The following is a 17,102-nucleotide window of genomic DNA, read 5'->3' on the forward strand; positions in this document are numbered from 1 at the left end:
TTCAAAGAAGATTTTTTATTCGGAAAGAATGTCTGACAAAAGAAAAGTAGCGTATACCCTTTTCTTTAGGCACAACTATAATCCCTTTAAGGCTATCCACCCGGCCGCATGAAAAATTACAAAAATTACCTTGTTGATCTTACCAATTGCGATACAGAACCTATTCATATTATTGGTCGCATTCAACCGCACGGTTTTTTACTGGTGATAGATAAAGCTACCCATACGGTAGAGCAGGTTAGCGATAATCTTTCGGCCTATCTTAGCCATGATCCGGAAAATGTAATAAATAGACTCTTGTCAACCTTACTTACTCCGGAGGAATATAGATTTATTACCGAAATAATAAACCAGGAATTGTTTGTCCAACCGCAGATTATATCGTGGCAAGGGCAGCCATTTTTCGGTTTCTTTCACTTTTCTGATGGGAAAATTATTCTGGAATGCGAGCCTTATACCAATCAGAGGGATAATGACCAATTAAAGCATAACAACAGAGTAGCGCTCCTAAGTCAGCAGTTAAACCAAATGGAAGACTTAGCCGATGTAGCGGAGATAGTGGCTATAACTATGGCGAAGGCTCTGGCTTACGACCGGGTTGAAGTAATTCAGTTTGATCCGGAATGGAACTCCGAAGTAATTGGCGAAGCCCATAATGCATCTTTACCGGCTTATTTGGGGCATCATTTCCCCGCCAGTGATATCCCGGCTCCCGCCCGCGAACTTTTGTTGAAAAAACACATCCGCCAAATTCCGGATGTAAATGCCGAAGCAGCCGAAATTATCCCGTACCATAATTCCGTAACCGGAACCCCCACCAATATTCTACTATCGGAGCTGCGTAATCCTTCCGAAATTCACCTGGAATACGTAAAAAATATGGGAGTAGCGGCTACCATTTCGTTTTCTATTTTAGTGAAAGGAAAATTATGGGGCTTAATCTCGTGTCATAACGTAGTGTCGGTTTATTTAAACGTTTGGCAACGACAGGTAGGAGATTTAATTACGAAGACATTTGCCAATGTTATTTTATCACTTCAGGAAAAACGGGATGTAAAACAATGGGCCCGGTACCGGCACAACGAAGAACTGCTTATTAAACAAATAAACCAGAGTAAAGATATTCAGGCGGGATTGCTGCATCAGGATTTAAACTTATTAGCTATCACAGAAAGCACCGGCGCCGCTTTATTTTTAGGTAACAAATTTACTACGTTCGGCCAGGTTCCTACCGAAGAGCAAATGCTTTATTTAATTAATTGGCTTGCTACAAATGAGGTCGAACGGCTATTTTGCACACGCGAATTATCTAAAAGATTTCCGGAAGCAATTGCCTACCGAAACGTGGCTAGTGGATTATTGGCTCTGGAAATATCGCGGTATAACAAAGAGTACCTCTTGTTTTTTAAACCCGAAATGCAAGAAACCCGGATTTGGGCCGGTAATCCGGAACAACCTAAAATGGGTATTGATTTACGCCTGCACCCACGAAAGTCATTTGAGAAGTGGGAAGAAGAAATTCAAGGCAAATCTTTGCCCTGGTCGCTAAACGAACAGGAAATCACGCAAACTTTGCTGAAGGATATTATTGCTATTCAATTAAGAAACCAGGCCACGGAACTGGAAAGCTTAAATAAAGGATTAAATACTGTTGCCGGCAAGCTCCAGGCTAAAAATAACCAACTGGAAGATTTTGCTTTAATAATGTCGCATAATCTAAAGTCGCCTTTAAATAACATTAATGGCTTGCACCAGGTGTACCAGCAAGAACCCAATCCGGAAATGGCGATTATGGTACTAGACCGAATTAAACTGGTGAGCAATAACATGGCCGAAACCATCGACGATTTAAACATTATTTTAAAGAATCGCACGGATAACCAATTGCCGTGGGAAGAAATATACCTGCCGGATCTTATTCAAAAAGAAACGCAGAATTTAGCGGCTGTTATCGAGCAAACCGATGCTGAGGTACAAACCAATTTGCAAGCGCCAGTTATTTACCTGCCTAAAATTTACGCCGAAAGTATCCTGCATAACTTTTTATCGAACGCTTTAAAGTACCGGTCTTCTAATCGAAAACCGTGCATTCAAGTAAAATCGTGGCTTCAAAACGAACACATTTACCTCTCGGTAACAGATAATGGCTTAGGTATGGATTTAAACCGGATGGGGAACAAGCTTTTTGGCCTGTACAAAACATTCCACCGCCACGAACAAGCCAAGGGCTTAGGCTTGTATCTGACTAAAATGCAAATTGAAGCATTAGGCGGCGAAGTACAAGTAACCAGCGAATTAGATAAAGGCACTACGTTTACAGTAAGCTTCAGCACCGTAGGCGATTAATGCGGGACACATTTTATTGAAATTAATTCAATGTTTGATGTATTAGGCCTTTCATGATTAAAATTTGCCGGATTTCGCAAACCTTAAAAGCTTCCATTTATACAAAAATTTACTCCCATAAAAACAAAATACTGATAAAATAAAAGCCAGCCTAGCTGGCTTTTATTTGCTTGTTCCTGGGTCTAAATGCTTAACCGGGTAGTTTTTGGCCTTCTTTAAAGAAATTATTCAGAATGGCAATTACCTGGGCCATTTCCAAAGGCTCGTCAAAAGCTTCGGAGGCAACCGTACCGGCTACGATGCTAGCAATATTTACGTTGGCCTGGGTAGTAGCTTCTTCGCCGGCGTATACTGCCTGGGCAAATTCTGGTAAACCGCCCCGGTTGTTGCCGGTAATCCAGGGTTTGTTTGCTTCCTGGTTCTGGCTCATCCGGCGCATTCGCCGGAAATAAGCCGCATGACGCGCCTCCGCCGAGTGTATTTGCAAGGCCGTTTGCAAAACAGCGTTATTATTCATCAGGGCGGGCTTAGGAGCCTGGCCTTTGTAGGCGCGTACGCCCGTATCTTCAAATGCCTGACCCAACGCCAGAATAGTAGCATAATTGGTAAATGGATCGGGTACTTTACCGCCGGCCGTATAGTCCAGCCGGGCCTCGTCGATGGTAATTGGCGTGCCGCCTAAATCTGTAATAGCTTTTTGTAAAGTAGCTACGTGTCCCTTCTCATTATCAAAAATAATTTGTAAACCCGCTTTGGCTTCGGCGGGTAAATCGGGGCTATTGGCGGCTAAAACTTTACCGTAATAAGTAGAGTCGGTGAGCTCGGCGGTTAAAGCAAAATTTAGTATAGCAATAATATCCGCATTATTACCCGTTTGGCCATAGGCTTTATTAAAAACGGCACCGAAAGCTACGGGTACGGCAGCAGCGGCTAGTTTCTTGCCAAAACCACTCATGTATTTAAAAACCTGGCGGCGGCTGTCGAAACGCTCGTAAACCTCCGGATCTACTTTTTCTATTTCGGAAAATATATTTAAAATATTCATGTCTGATTCTAAATTAACTTAACTGGTTGGCAAACTACTCGCATTAATACTATTTTTAATAAATGGCTTAGCCAGTGTTAGTACTTCGGTTGGCGTTAAGGCCAGGTCTAAGCCCATCATGGTTATAATAGCATCTTCCCCTGGTTTAGGAGTGCCGCCGCGGGCCGCAAAAGTATTAGGCTTCATCATTTCCCGGATTTCGGCGGCGTGGCGTGCTTCCACCGAAACAATTTTACCCGCTAAAGCCAGGTTAGTGGCATCGGTTAGTAATTTACCCGCTCCGTTATAAGCGCCTACTCCTACGTCCTCGAAGGTTTTAGCCGCCATTAAAATAGCGTTCCGGTCGGTCATGTTTACCAAAGAAAAATCGGGCGTTAAAGCCGGAATCGCATTCGTGCCGAGTACCGCTTTAAAGAAATCGCGGTGGGCTACTTCGTGGTCGCGGATATCCGTTAAAACAGAGCGCTCCGTAGCATTAGAAAAAGTAGTAGTAAAAGCGGCATGTTTTACCACCATATCGTAAAAAGCAGCTTCTAGTTGTTCCAGCGCGTACGCATAGTTTAAGATACCTATATCGCCGGAGCCTAAATTAACGGGAGTTGTATTAGGGTTTGGGGGCGGGGTAGGCGGGGTATCTACCACCCCGTTAAATTTACCATCATCGTCGTCGTTACAACCCGAAAGTAAAAGCGTAGATAACGCAGCTCCCGCCCCGGCATATTTCAAAAAAGCTCTTCTTTGTAAAGGCAAAGACGTAATTATAATATTATCCGACTTTTTATCCGGCGGATTTATTTTTTTAGACATAGTTTTATTTTAAGCTTTTAGATTAAACTTTATATTCCAATCGCTAATGAGTAACTATCTGTTAAGGCCTTAAAGCGTACTTTTTGATTGTAGGATACTTACGAAAGTAAAGTGCTAAACGGTTTTAGGTAATTTGTACTTTTTATTATTAGTTGAATTGGTCATTAGAGGTAAATGCGTGAATACAGCGTTTGAAAGCTGTTTTAGGCAGACTAGTAAAAAATACCTAAAATTTTTAATATGATTTTTCCGTATTTATACGCTGCCAAAATATGTATTTATTACCATGCGTTTTAAGTAAATAGTGGATTTGGAAGGTTGAACACACTCCTAAATAATGAGTTTTGATGTTCTGATTTAAATGATAGTTAATAAGTAAAAAGGCGCCAGTATTAAGAGTCTTGACCACTTTCTTAAGAGCTTTTTATATGGTTTACAAGGAGATAGATTTCGTACATTTTCTATCCCTTTAATCTTAAGTTTTTACTTACCAAAATTTCATCTTTCCCACCCTCAGGATTGGTAAGCCAAAACCAGTAAATAAAGGCCAATAACTTTTTATACACGTGCTCGGTTGCGCACAGAGGTAAATCCAATTTGGATTTTACAATCTAAAGTAACAAATTACTCCGTTAAAAAAGGCGGTCCCGGTTTCAACTTAATCGCGAAGGTCTGCTTTGTTTTACTTTTCCACCTGAATGATAAACCCGCAAATTCTACCTTTTATGCGCGTAAACCGGAGAGATTTTTTAAAACAAATAAGTGCTGGAACTGCCGGCCTTAGTCTTATGGCCTGGTTACCCAACCCTTTGCGGGCGTCTACCTTAAAAACAAGTGGGTTGCCTCGCAGCACGCCGGAACAGCAAGGCCTTTCTTCAACGGCTATTTTAGCTTTTATAAAGGCCGTGGAAGAAAAGAACCTGGGTTTACACAGTTTAATGGTGGTACGCAACGGGCAGGTCGTAGCCGAAGGTTGGTGGGCGCCGTACGCGCCCGGGTTAAAGCATACGCTGTTCTCGTTAAGTAAAAGCTTTACTTCTACGGCCATTGGCTTGGCTGTAGCGGAGGGTAAATGTAAAGTAAGCGACAAAGTAATTTCTTTCTTCCCCGATGACCAACCCGCGGAAGTTAGCCCGAACCTGGCCGCCATGCGCGTGAAGGACTTACTCACCATGACTACCGGCCACGAAAAGGATACCATACCGCCTTTGTTACAGGAAAAATCCGGTGGTTGGACGCGTAAATTTTTGTCGTTGCCGGTAGAGCGGGAGCCGGGTACGTATTTCTTGTATAATACCGGGGCTACTTACATGTTATCGGCCATTTTGCAAAAAGTTACCGGCCAAACCGTGCTGGATTATTTAACCCCGCGATTATTTCAGCCACTGGGCATTGAAGGCGCCGATTGGGAGAGCAGCCCCGATGGAATAAATGCGGGTGGTTTTGGCTTGCGCATCCGGACCGAAGATATTGCTAAATTTGGCCAGTTGTACCTGCAAAAAGGCCAGTGGAACAATAAACAAATTATACCGGCCGCCTGGGTAGAAGAAGCGACGAAATACCAGGTTCCGAATGCGGCGAGTACCACGCCCGTACACGACTGGAATCAAGGTTATGGTTACCAATTCTGGCGCAGCCAGCATAACACGTACCGCGGCGATGGCGCTATGGGGCAGTATTGTTTGGTAATGCCGGAGCAAAACACGGTAATAGCCATTACCAGCGAAACCCACGACATGCAAGCTATTCTGACGCAGGTGTGGGATATCCTATTCCCGAATCTAAAACCTGCGGCATTGCCGACCGATAAAAAAGCTCAAACCGAATTAAAACAAAAATTAGCTGCGCTTACCTTGTTGCCAGCTAAAATTAGCGCTGCTTCGCCGCTTAGCGCCACTATTTCGGGTAAAACTTTCCGGGTGCAGGATAATCCGCTCCACGTGGAAACCGTAGCTTTTACGTTCGCAAAAAATGCCTGTACCGTGGAATTAAAAGATACCAAAGAAACTCACCGGATTGTGTGCGGATTGAACAATTGGGTGCAAGGCGAAACCCGGGTTCCCGGCAATCCGCCAGCGTTTGTGGCGATGGAGAAAAAAGAACCGGTGCCCAAAGAAAAAATAGCGGCTTTCGGTACCTGGACTTCCCCGAATACTTTTATCCTAACCTGGGTTTTCAACCAAACGCCTCACTCCGAAACCATCACCTGTAATTTCGAAAATAATTCGGTACGGTTGGAGTTTAAGGACAGCGTTAGTGCTAAAGTACCAAGCCGGAAAAAAGAACAACCAATATTAGTGGGACAGATGATTGGGTAATACGCAATCTTTATTTTTTATGGCGGTTAAAAGTGCCGGTTTTATGGAAGAAAGATGTTTTTAAGGGTAGTATAGCAATCCGGCTACCTACCAACTTTTTTTCCGTTTTCTCCAGTTAGTAGAATGCTAAATTATTTTTAACCGAGTGATGTGTGTCCACAAGTAATGCCCTACAGGTAGCTATACTTGTTGGATTAACGTGTCGAGAGTGACTTCTTCTTCCAAATTAAATTTCTTTCGTAGCCGGTAACGGGCTTTGCGAATGGCACCTACGGAGAGACCTAGCATGTGGGCCATGTCACGAGATGACAGTTGAAGCTTGGTTAAAATCAGAAATCGCGTTTCTGCCGGCGAAAGATCAGGCATTTTCTCTTTTAACCGAAAAATAAAGCCGGGATAGGTTTGGTCAAATAACTGACGAAAATGCCGCCAGTCTTCCTCGGTTAAAATAGTAGTGGATACTAATTGTTCTATCCTGCTAGCCATAGAGGATAAATCAGTCTGGCGGCTATTTTCTCTGAGATGGTGCAGTTCTGCCGTTAAGTCATTAATCAGGTGGGCTTTATCTTTTAAAGTGCTGATATAAGCAACCAGTAAGTTTTCGGCGTGCTGCCATTTTTCTTCGGCCAGCTTTTTCTCTGTGGCTAATAACTTATTTTCTTTTTCGGCCAACTCTGCCTGCCGCCTTTGCCGCATCCGGTAGCGGTTAAAAAGCCAACCAATTACCACGATAATCAAAAGTAAAGCAACAATTATTACGGAAAATTGCCAGCGGCTTAAGTTTTTCTGCGCTTGCAATAATTTAAGCTCCGCCCCGTACCGCACGGCTTCAGCTTTGTTCATGGACCGACTGAGTATTTTGGCATCCAGCAGTTGCTGCAAGCTGTCTTCTGTAATGGCCAGCGAATCGGAAAATAAAAGAGCTTTTTGGTATAATCCGTTTTTTTGGCAAAGTTCTTTTAGTACGCCGAGCCGCCGCCGATTAAATTCCAAACGATCTGCCGGGTCAGTAATGCTTTCCCGCGCCAGGGGTTGGCTCGCTTGCAGGTAAAACTGCGCACTGTCGGTTTGCTGCTGCCGGATAAATACCCGGGCTACAGCCAAAGCCGATTTGGCCGCATCTTCCGGCGCAAGTGGAGCCGCCGCGTTTATTTTGTAATTTTTACGGTGATAAAAAAGAGCAGAATCGTTTTGTCCGGTGGTGAGAAAAACATTTCCCAAATTACCCGAAGCAATACCTAACCAAGCCACATCTTTATAAATCTGCGCTTTTTTAATAGTACGGCGGTAAAAAGAGATGGCTTTTTCCCAGTTTGTTGTGCGCGCGTAAATTAAACCGATGGAATTAAGGGTACTGAGTTCTATCCGGGGAAAGTAAAACGGATACCGGGCTGCCGCCAGAAAGTAAGCCAGGGCTTTATCGTACTCTTCGAAGCGGTAATAGTTCAGGCCTAGGTTGGACAAGTAAATAGCGATCGCCGGCACATTCGGGTAGCCAATTCGCCGGAAAGCCGCGTCGGATTGGAGTAAGTGGTCGAAAGCAAGACCATACTGGGCATTTTGGAAGTATACCTGCCCGATGTAATGCTCACAGGCGGCGGCTATATCGGGGTTATTATTTTTCAAGGCCCAGGCTTGGGCTTTTAAAAATATGGCCATTGGCCTTTGGTAATCGCCGGGTGGATAATATTGTTGGTACCGGTTGGAGAAAAGCAGGCGGTAACAAATCCGGAAATATTGCGCGTAACTTTTTAATTTTTCGTCGTCGAGGCTATCGGCGGTAGTGGTTACCGCATTTAAGAATTGGTGACTAGCCGTAGAGTCCCAGTCTGAAATGGAGTGTTCCGAGCAATATTGCCAGAGCCGGGGTAACCTTTGCGCCGGGGGAACTTGGGTCAGAAAACGGGTTTGCCCAGCGGCGAATAGAGGAACCAGCAGGACGAGTATCACTACCAAAATTCGGTCTAAATACCTGATAAATAGTTGGTTCATACGCTAAAACTCACCGGTTAATATAAGTAAAAACCAGAAGTAAGCAGACATTATGTATTTAACTTTCTTGTTAAATTTTAAGATAAACCCGCTAAAACCCCTTTAAATCTGCTAGCAAAGCCTTTTTGAATTTGTCCCATTTTTGTCCTACGGGTAAAATAGGTTCTTTCTATTTTTTACTTGTATTTTGCTCTGCATAAAAGGTACAAGTAGTGTCCCGGTACTACCATCTGATTTAACATGGGTGTTACGATTAACAGAGATTAACAGAGTTGAGGTTGGGGTAAATGAAAGCAGCCTCAATACCTGTTAATGAGATACCCTTTAATCTTCTAATTGCAGGAGATCTGGCTTAAAGTAACGGCTTATTATTATATCTCAATCCTTAAACCCTTTGCGCTGTATATTATGAATCTGATTTGTACTCACTCGGCTTTTAACTACCCACAAGGTCAGGCTGACTCATCTGCTTCCGGCTATTAGTCGTTGATCTATTCTGCTTGTACCGGCAGCAGCCTACCTACTATGCAAGTGTAAGGGAAGCTAGCCATTTTTATATGCTTACTTACTATTAATCCCTGGTCACTCTCTCTAGAGAAAAGCCAGAACCAGAAAGTTCATCACTAAAAAGTGGTGTTTTCCTATTTGCCACCTTATAAATTTAATATGTACTAATCTAACATTAAAATGAAGAAACTTTTATCTCTCTCTTGGCTACCTTCTATTAGAAGTAGTGTAGCAAAAAAAAGACTGTACCTCAAAAATAAGCCCTTTTTACAAGTGCTCTTACTACTGGTTATCAGTTTATTGATTCAAATCACGGGCAAGGCGCAGTGCCAATATGCAACTCCGGGCCTTTATTCTGTTACCTTGCCCGCGGGCGGTCCCTTTCAGATTAGCACCATCACCCAAGGGGCGGATGGTGGAATTGCGGGAGGGAATGGAGCCCGGGTAGAGGCGACTTTTACCCTTCAAAGCGGCGATCAATTGACCTTTATTGTAGGCCAGGTTGGTCAAATCAATGCTGATTATTCTAGTGGAGGCGGGGGCGGATCGGCCATTGTTCTAACACGCAACAACACCCGGGAACTTTTAGTGGCAGCTGGTGCCGGTGGTGGGGGTAGTACCTTTACCAATTTATTAGGTGGAGGCGGTCAGGGATTGGGACCTAGTACCGGTGGAATAGGTGGTACGGCTGATCCTAATAATGATTACCAAGGCGGTTCGGGCGGCGGCGGCGGTCTGGGTAGTGCTGGTGGTGCGGGTACTGGAACCGGTCCTCGGGGCGACGGGGGCGCTCAGGCTAGTTTAACGGCAATAAGTCCGGGTGGGCAGCCAATAGGTGGGGGAGCTGCCGGAGGGATGGGTTTTGGGGGTGGAGGAGCGGTAGGTGCTACTTCGCAATCCCGCGGCGGTGGGGGGGCGGCTACGGCGGTGGCCGAGGCGGCGATTCCAAAAGTGGAGGTAGCGGAATTGGGGAAGGGGGGTACTCTTTTGTCAGTCTTTTAGCCAGTAGCTCCGTTATTACACCCGGAACCGTTGGGGGTGGCCAGCAACAAAACGGCCTGGTTAGTCTAACCTTTCCCGCCCCCACCATTTCCGAACAGCCAGGTAATACAACAATCGATGCGGGTTCCAATGCCAGCTTCAGCGTTACGGCGAGTTATACTACGGGTTACCAGTGGCAGGTAAACGAGGGTTCCGGCTTTGTTAATCTGAGCAATACCGCTCCGTACAGTGGTGTAACTACCGCTACCTTGGCAATCACCAATGCGCCGGCTAACCTCACTGGCAACCAATACCGGGTTATTGTGAGTGGACTTTGTGATGAGGTTACTTCTGAGGCAGCTACTTTGACGGTTAATCCAGAAGAGAAGGTCGAACTTACCTGCCCAACCATCCCCGTGCAATGCTACCGCTTTGATTGCCAGTATACCTTGCCCGAGTTAAAAGCCAGTAATCCGGATTTAGTAGAAAGTATTAGTTATACCATTACCGGAGCCACCAAACGCAGCGGCACGGGCTATAATGCCAGCGGCAAGTTAAACCCCGGTACCAGCACCATCACCTGGAAAGTAAAAGATAAATCCGGCAATGAAAGCACTTGCCAGAGTACGGTAACGGTGAACAAACCGCTGCTCGCTTACATTGCCGATGCGAAAGCAAACTGTAAGGGAGTAGAGGAAAACACGGTGTATAAGGGTTACGACCCGGCGAGTTCCCTGACTTTAAAAGTGAGCGTTCTGGGTGGCACGGCTCCGTACAAATACAAATGGTCCACTGGTGCCACTACGCAATCCATCAAGGTAGGTACCGGCAGCAGTTGTACCTACAAAGTAGTGATTACCGATGCCAAAGGTTGTACTACTATAGCCTTTAAATACGTGAAAGTAATTGACGTGCGCTGCGGACCGAAGAACGACAAAGTAGAAGTGTGTCACAAAGACAACAAAGGCAAACGGAATACTTTGTGCATCAGCAAAAAAGACGTAGCTAGTCATTTAAACCACGGCGATTATTTGGGTGATTGCCCCGGTAAAAATAACAAACGGGTAGCTTCTCCCGAAACAGTGGTTATGGTAGAAGAGCAGCCAGAGCCATTAACCATCCAGGTACTGGGTAATCCCGCGCCAGAATATTTTACCTTAGTACCGCAGGGAGGCAGTAAAGAGAGCTTAATCCTCCGGGTAATCGATGCGAAAGGCCAGGTAATGGAAACCCGAACTAACGTAGCCGCCACTCAAGTAATTGAACTCGGCCGACCTTACCGTTCGGGCATGTATTTGGTAGAAGTGGTACAAGGCCAGCAACGGTTTACCCTGAAGCTGGTGAAAAGCGGTTACTAGCAGCCGGCGACTTACCTAAACTAAAAGGCCGTACCATTTGGTACGGCCTTTTAGTTTAGGTAATTTCTTACTTTTTAGTTCATCTAAAATTTCCTTTAAAGTTTTATTCTCCCGAGCGTTTCTTTAATCCAGGCTATTAATTATTTGGGCAAATTTCCGGATGCCTTTTTCAATTTGTTCTTCGGTAAAAGCCGAGTAACCCAGAATCAACGCCGGGCCTTTAACGTGGGTAATGGTATAATCGGATAAAGGCGGTGCAATAATCCCTGCCTGCAAGAGTAGCTGCGAAACAACTTTATCGGATAAATGCTCCGGCAACCAAACCAAACTGTGCATCCCGGATTCGTTCATATCCGAAACTCGTAACTGCGGCGCGTATTCGCGCAAGCAGTGGAGCAGCGCATCCTGCCTTTTTTTGTACAATACCCGCATTTTCCGTAAGTGCCGGGTAAAATGACCTTCTTGAATAAAATCCGTTAAAATAAGCTGTTCTAAAAGCGGGTGCTGGCGGTCGAGCATAGATTTATGATACCGGAATTGGTTGGTCAGGGCGATGGTAGGTAAAACCAGGTAAGCAATGCGCAAAGCCGGAAATAAAACTTTACTAAAAGTGCCTAAATAAATAACCCGTTCGCCTTTATCCAGTCCCTGGAGCGAGGCCAATGGTTTACCGGTATATCTAAATTCACTATCGTAATCATCTTCAATCAGCCACATCTGGTTTTTAGTGGCCCAATCGAGTAGTTCCAGACGTTTGCAAACCGGCATGGTACCGCCCGCCGGATATTGGTGCGACGGGGTTAAATACGCCATTTTTGCCCGCGGAAAATTTTCTTTAGCGTATTTCAAATCCAGGCCATCGGGCGGCGTAACGGGAATGGGGCAGCATTTACCACCGGCATTGGTCAGAGCGGCCGTAGCGCCATGATAACCCGGATCTTCGTGCCAGAACTCGGCTCCCCGGGGCAGTAATAACTGAGCAATTAAGTTTAAGCCTTGTTGCGCCCCATTTACAATTATAATTTGCTCGGCCGCGCAGTTTACCGCCCGATGGATGCGTAAATACTGGGCAATGGCTTGTCGGAGCGGTAAATAACCGGCCGCATCGCCGTAACCTAAATGCGCCAAATTAAAATACCGGAGCACCTTGCCCGCAATTTTCGACCAGATGGCAAACGGAAAATCTTCGAAGGAAGGTACCGCATTCTGAAAAGGTTTAATTTCTTCTTTTACGCTGTTACGCCGGACCAGGTCTTCGGCCAAAGGCAAATCGGCTACCCGGGTGGTGAAGCTTTCTTTTAGCTTATTTAAGTTGGGGCGGGTTTCCTGTAGTTTAGTGAGCAGCAGCGTGTCCGGCAAAGTGCTTGCCACGAAGGTGCCGGAACCGGTGCGCCCTACTAAATACCCTTCTAAGGTTAATTGCTCAAAAGCCAGTAAAACAATATTCCGGCTAATACCCAATTCTTCGCAAAAAACGCGACTGGCGGGCATTCTTTCGCCGGCTTTTAACCGACCTTCCAAAATAGCCTGCCGAATGCTTTCGTAAAGCTGCTGGTGCATGGGCGGGTGACTATTCCGGTTAACTTTTATTCCTGCCAACGAAATCTGGTGTGCTATTTTGCTCATAAATTGGCCCTATCACTTTTTATTAATTTGGTGCTTACGACGAGGCCAATTTAAACATAGTTTTGGTGGAAAATAAATAAAAACTCAAAAAATTAAGACAATGAAAAAGCTAGTATTGATTATTCTAGTTTCGCTAAGAGCCAGTTGGCTTATAGCGCAAGAGGCCCCTATCGCCCCGAAAGTACCCACCATCTACGTTAGAAACGAAAATGCCAAGGTCTATAAACAACCCGCTTACCAGGCCGAAGTTCTACAAGTGTTAAAACTAAGCGATCCTATTAAAATGGTGCGCAAGTTTGATGATCGTTGGATTATTGTAAAGGTAAATGGCCAGTCCGGTTACGTGGAGCGCTGGAACATAACCACTAAAAAAAGCCGCCAGAGAAATAAGAATAGCGACGAAGACCTGCCGGTGGCACCAACCGAACAAATAAGTAAGAAAAATTAAAAAAGAAAGCTCCCGGCGAGAACAGGTTAAGGTAACCAAGAAAAAGTTTTCGCCTGGAGCCTTAATAAAAAGGCAAAGCTGTTAAATTATTTCTAGCGCGAGCGTCTTGCTCGGGAGAAGAATCGTCCGGCCTCTGGCCGGTAGATATTTAACTGAATTGCTTTTATCAAAGCGTCTTTCGGTCTGCCCGGCCAGAGGCCTACCCAATAGTCAGACACGAGGCTGGAACCTCGCGCCAGTATAAATTCTGAAGAATTCAGCTGCCTTGTTCTTTAGCAGGGATAGAAAAATAATCAAAAATTGAGCAATTGGAGATTAATAAAGCTTACTCAAGTATAAAATATTACAGTACTAACAAGTGATTCTCCTTCCATATTTTAAATCTTAAAACGCGAAACAGTTTCTCCAACAACTCAGAAAAATCAGAAACCAATTATGGAAACAAATACTTTACCTAAAAGCACCGTTTCTCGCCGCGGTCGCGTTACTCAATACCTGTCGGGCGAAATGCCAGCGGCTCTTGCTTTCTTTTACAATAAATTATGTTTTGAATCAGACCCTTCGGATGTGTTTAACGATCTGCAAGACGGCGTGGAAGATTTTGTGGTAATCGATGCCCGGTCGCGGGAAAGCTTTGCCTTAGAACATGTGCCCGGCGCGCTCAACCTCCCGCACAAAGAAATGAATCTGGAAACCACTGCCTTGTTGCCCCGCGAAAAAATTATGGTCGTGTACTGCGATGGCATTGGTTGCAATGCTTCTACGAAAGGCGCCGCTAAACTGGTATCTCTTGGTTTTAAAGCGAAAGAAATGATGGGCGGTTTAGATTGGTGGAAACGCGATGGCTACCCCGTCGAAAGTGGCCCGGAGTCTACCAACCCCATTGCCTGCGGCTGCGAGTAAGTTGCCGGATACACCAGTAGCAGAATGGATAAGCAAGCGTTTACCGTGCTCAAGATTACTTGAAATTTGGCAAGGTTCCGGTAAGTTTTAAAAGCGGAAATTATTGTTTATTTTGGGAAGGAACCACGAGTTAAAATATGAAATGCCGTCTTTTGAAACTTGCCGGAATACTGGTGTTCAGCTTCCTGTTTTTACCCTCGGCCCGGAGCCAGAATTTTAATTATGCCGATTCCTTGCGTTTCGATGCGAAGTATCCATTAAACCTGCGGGTAATAAAAGACAGCACCGCAACTGCGGTAAGGGTGCAGCAAGTTGAATTTGCTGTGAACAAGCGCTACAACGCTTCGGCGGTAATTACTACCCCCCTGAAAAAAGGCAAGTACCCTTTAATTATATTTCAACCCTGGCCGGGACAAGGCGATGAGTTTATCCCGGAAGCGATTAAATTCTCCCAACACGGCTTTGTTTGCATTTCTATTGATGGCCCTTGGCAATGGCAGGGGTTTAAGGAAAGAAGCAAATTTTTTGAAGATTACCCCGATTTTATCGTTCACAGCATCTGGGCAACTAGCCGGTCGATTGATTATCTTGAGAAACGCCCTGAGGTAAACCCACAAAAAGTATATTACGTCGGACACAGTTACGGTGCTACCCTCGGCGGTTTACTGGTGGGCGTTGAACCACGCATAAAAGCGGCCATATTAATGGCTGGCCTCCCGAATATTTCGCGGTCGATGCAGGAAGACGAACTCGGTTTCTGGAAAAAAGATAAAGAAAAAGACCCGGCATTATTTAATCAGGTAGTACAAAAACTCTCCCAAATGGAGCCGGAGGTTTACCTCCAGAAATCGAAGGCGAAAATATACCACCAAATTGCCAAACAAGACGAATTTGTAACCGCTAAACAATCCCGGGAATACATCGAAGCCACTCCCGAGCCCAAACAAGTTAAATACTACGACACAAAACACACTTTTAACCAAGCCGCCGCCACCGACCGCTTTCAATGGCTCACCCAAATAGCTAAGTAATTAGTTTTATTCTAGCTTATATACCACGCGAACAAATCTTTAGTGTTCCAGTGCTGTTTCCCATTACTAGCAGAAAAATTATTCAAATGCTGTAATATTTTCCTCCCTCTGACAGGCTAGGGCTGTTAAGTTCTCCTGATGAAAGTTGGTATAATGCGCGTGTCCACGCTCGTGTTGGTCATCGTCCGGCTTCTGGCCGGTTAGAATAGTTATATAGTTTCGTGCAAAAGACAATCATTTCGCCCGGCCGGAGGCCTACCACGTTAGACGCGAGCGAAGACGCTCGCGCCAGCAATGATTTTTAGAGCTTAATGACCCTGCCTACAAAGAAGGGACTGGCTTCACTTAATTACTTAGGCCGGAAGATGTAACCAAGCTCTAATGACACACTAAAAAAAATCCAGCAACAATCCAAAAAGTACCTTTTACCACTTCCTCCCTACCATTCGTCAAAAAAAGTTGAGCGGCAAATCTTTTAAGGGCATTATTACCGGAAAAAGAAACTATGGAAACGAATTATCCCCGTCAATCTTACCTCGACTGGTTACGCATCTTGGCTATTGTGGGCGTGCTGTTTTTTCATGCGGCAATGCCTTTTGTACCGGAAGAAGTCTGGCACCTTAAAAACAAAGAAACGAGTAACCTGCTGCTGGAATTTAACTTTTGGCTCAGCCGGTTTAGAATGCCGCTGTTGTTTTTTATCTCCGGTACCGTTACTTTTTTCATGATGAAAAACCGGACTGGCGGCGCTTTTGTGTTGCTGCGTTTAAGAAGATTATTTATTCCGTTACTGTTTGGCATGTTGGTGATAGTGCCCCCGCAAGTTTACCTGGAGCGGTTAACCCAAGGCTTTAAAGGCAATTTTTTCGATTTTTATCCTTCCATTTTTAATTTTGAACCCTATCCAAAAGGCAATTTTAGCTGGCACCACTTATGGTTTATTGCTTATTTGTTTGTGTACGACGTGCTATTAGTGCCACTTTTTGTTTGGTTGAAACAGAAGCGGGGAAAAGCTTTTTTACAAAGAGTAAGCCTGTTAGCGAAAGGAAAAAGAATTTATTGGCTGATGTTGCCGGGAGTAATTGTATTCAGTAGCATGGTTTTAAAATACGACCAAACCAACGACTTATTTCATGATTATTGCTTTTTCCTGTACTGGTTGTGCTTTCTGTTGGGTGGGTATTTTTGCATTGCCAGTCCGGCCTTAATGGACAGCCTGGAACGGAACCGCCGGTTTTCTTTAACTCTGGCTTTTTTAGCGATTGTACTTTTAAATTACTTTCGCTGGAACAGTATGGAACTGCAAACTTTAATCCCGGACTATCAAACCAACTGGCGAACGTATATTTACCTGGCTATTTACCCCTTAAATGCCTGGTTCTGGGTTTTTGCCGCCATTGGCTACGGTAAACGCTATTTAAATAAATTTCACCCGGCAATAAACTATATCAACCAGGCGGTTTATCCTTTTTACATTCTGCACCAAACAATAATTGTTATTATTGTATATTATGTGGTGCAAACCTCCGATACCATAGTAATGAAGTATCTTTTCACGGTATTGGTAACGTTTGCGGTATCCATGTTGCTGTTTCATTTGTTCATAAAAGAGTTTGTACTCACCCGGTTTTTGTTCGGGATGAAACCAAAAGCAGCAAAGAAAGAGCCGGCAGAAACTTTAGATAAAAAGCTAATAATACCCGAAAAACTAACGCCAAGCGCCCCCCTGGTATAAGCAGC

At 44.7% G+C, this 17,102-nt stretch carries 12 protein-coding genes; 8 read left to right on the forward strand and 4 right to left on the reverse strand.

What is annotated here, in order from left to right; all coding sequences use genetic code 11:
• Positions 1–108 precede the first annotated feature (108 nt).
• Positions 109–2,346 (forward strand): ATP-binding protein, encoded by a 2,238-nt coding sequence (locus AHMF7605_RS20580; RefSeq protein ID WP_106931906.1) that lies wholly within the window; start codon positions 109–111, stop codon positions 2,344–2,346.
• A 190-nt stretch (positions 2,347–2,536) separates the two neighbouring features.
• On the opposite strand, the gene AHMF7605_RS20585 is transcribed toward AHMF7605_RS20580, so the two are convergent.
• Both AHMF7605_RS20585 and AHMF7605_RS20590 read right to left on the reverse strand, forming a co-directional pair.
• Complete coding sequence (locus AHMF7605_RS20585; RefSeq protein ID WP_106931907.1) at positions 2,537–3,391, reverse strand: ferritin-like domain-containing protein; 855 nt, start codon at positions 3,389–3,391, stop codon at positions 2,537–2,539.
• An 18-nt stretch (positions 3,392–3,409) separates the two neighbouring features.
• The gene (locus AHMF7605_RS20590) at positions 3,410–4,198 is read right to left on the reverse strand and encodes a ferritin-like domain-containing protein (RefSeq protein WP_106931908.1); all 789 of its coding nucleotides are present in this window, start codon (positions 4,196–4,198) and stop codon (positions 3,410–3,412) included.
• Between the two features lie 698 nt (positions 4,199–4,896).
• On the opposite strand from AHMF7605_RS20590, the gene AHMF7605_RS20595 reads away from it, so the two are divergent.
• The gene (locus AHMF7605_RS20595; protein ID WP_233219201.1) at positions 4,897–6,516 is read left to right on the forward strand and encodes a serine hydrolase domain-containing protein; all 1,620 of its coding nucleotides are present in this window, start codon (positions 4,897–4,899) and stop codon (positions 6,514–6,516) included.
• Positions 6,517–6,696: 180 nt separating this feature from the next.
• On the opposite strand, the gene AHMF7605_RS20600 is transcribed toward AHMF7605_RS20595, so the two are convergent.
• A complete protein-coding gene (locus AHMF7605_RS20600; protein WP_106931909.1) occupies positions 6,697–8,508 on the reverse strand; it encodes a tetratricopeptide repeat protein in 1,812 nt (603 codons plus the stop codon).
• 780 nt (positions 8,509–9,288) lie between these two features.
• Between AHMF7605_RS20600 and AHMF7605_RS20605 the strand changes: the two genes are divergently transcribed.
• Positions 9,289–10,017, forward strand: a complete 729-nt coding sequence (locus AHMF7605_RS20605) for a hypothetical protein (protein WP_146153630.1) — start codon at positions 9,289–9,291, stop codon at positions 10,015–10,017.
• A 248-nt stretch (positions 10,018–10,265) separates the two neighbouring features.
• Positions 10,266–11,354, forward strand: coding sequence for a T9SS type A sorting domain-containing protein (locus tag AHMF7605_RS20615; RefSeq protein WP_146153631.1), 1,089 nt, complete (start codon positions 10,266–10,268; stop codon positions 11,352–11,354).
• A gap of 123 nt (positions 11,355–11,477) precedes the next feature.
• Here AHMF7605_RS20615 and pdxR read toward each other — a convergent pair whose 3' ends face one another.
• Positions 11,478–12,980, reverse strand: a complete 1,503-nt coding sequence (pdxR, locus tag AHMF7605_RS20620; protein WP_106931913.1) for a MocR-like pyridoxine biosynthesis transcription factor PdxR — start codon at positions 12,978–12,980, stop codon at positions 11,478–11,480.
• Between the two features lie 100 nt (positions 12,981–13,080).
• Between pdxR and AHMF7605_RS20625 the strand changes: the two genes are divergently transcribed.
• The 4 genes from AHMF7605_RS20625 to AHMF7605_RS20640 all read left to right on the forward strand — a co-directional run bounded on the left by AHMF7605_RS20625 (position 13,081) and on the right by AHMF7605_RS20640 (position 17,097).
• Positions 13,081–13,428, forward strand: coding sequence for an SH3 domain-containing protein (locus AHMF7605_RS20625; protein WP_106931914.1), 348 nt, complete (start codon positions 13,081–13,083; stop codon positions 13,426–13,428).
• A gap of 435 nt (positions 13,429–13,863) precedes the next feature.
• Positions 13,864–14,331: a rhodanese-like domain-containing protein gene (locus AHMF7605_RS20630; protein ID WP_233219202.1), complete on the forward strand. Its 468-nt coding sequence runs from the start codon at positions 13,864–13,866 to the stop codon at positions 14,329–14,331.
• Between the two features lie 137 nt (positions 14,332–14,468).
• Positions 14,469–15,362 (forward strand): alpha/beta hydrolase family protein, encoded by an 894-nt coding sequence (locus AHMF7605_RS20635; RefSeq protein WP_106931915.1) that lies wholly within the window; start codon positions 14,469–14,471, stop codon positions 15,360–15,362.
• Between the two features lie 505 nt (positions 15,363–15,867).
• The gene (locus AHMF7605_RS20640; protein ID WP_106931916.1) at positions 15,868–17,097 is read left to right on the forward strand and encodes an acyltransferase family protein; all 1,230 of its coding nucleotides are present in this window, start codon (positions 15,868–15,870) and stop codon (positions 17,095–17,097) included.
• The last annotated feature ends 5 nt before the right edge of the window (positions 17,098–17,102 follow it).

Origin of the sequence: Adhaeribacter arboris (genome assembly GCF_003023845.1) — a bacterium.
Lineage (GTDB): Bacteria > Bacteroidota > Bacteroidia > Cytophagales > Hymenobacteraceae > Adhaeribacter > Adhaeribacter arboris.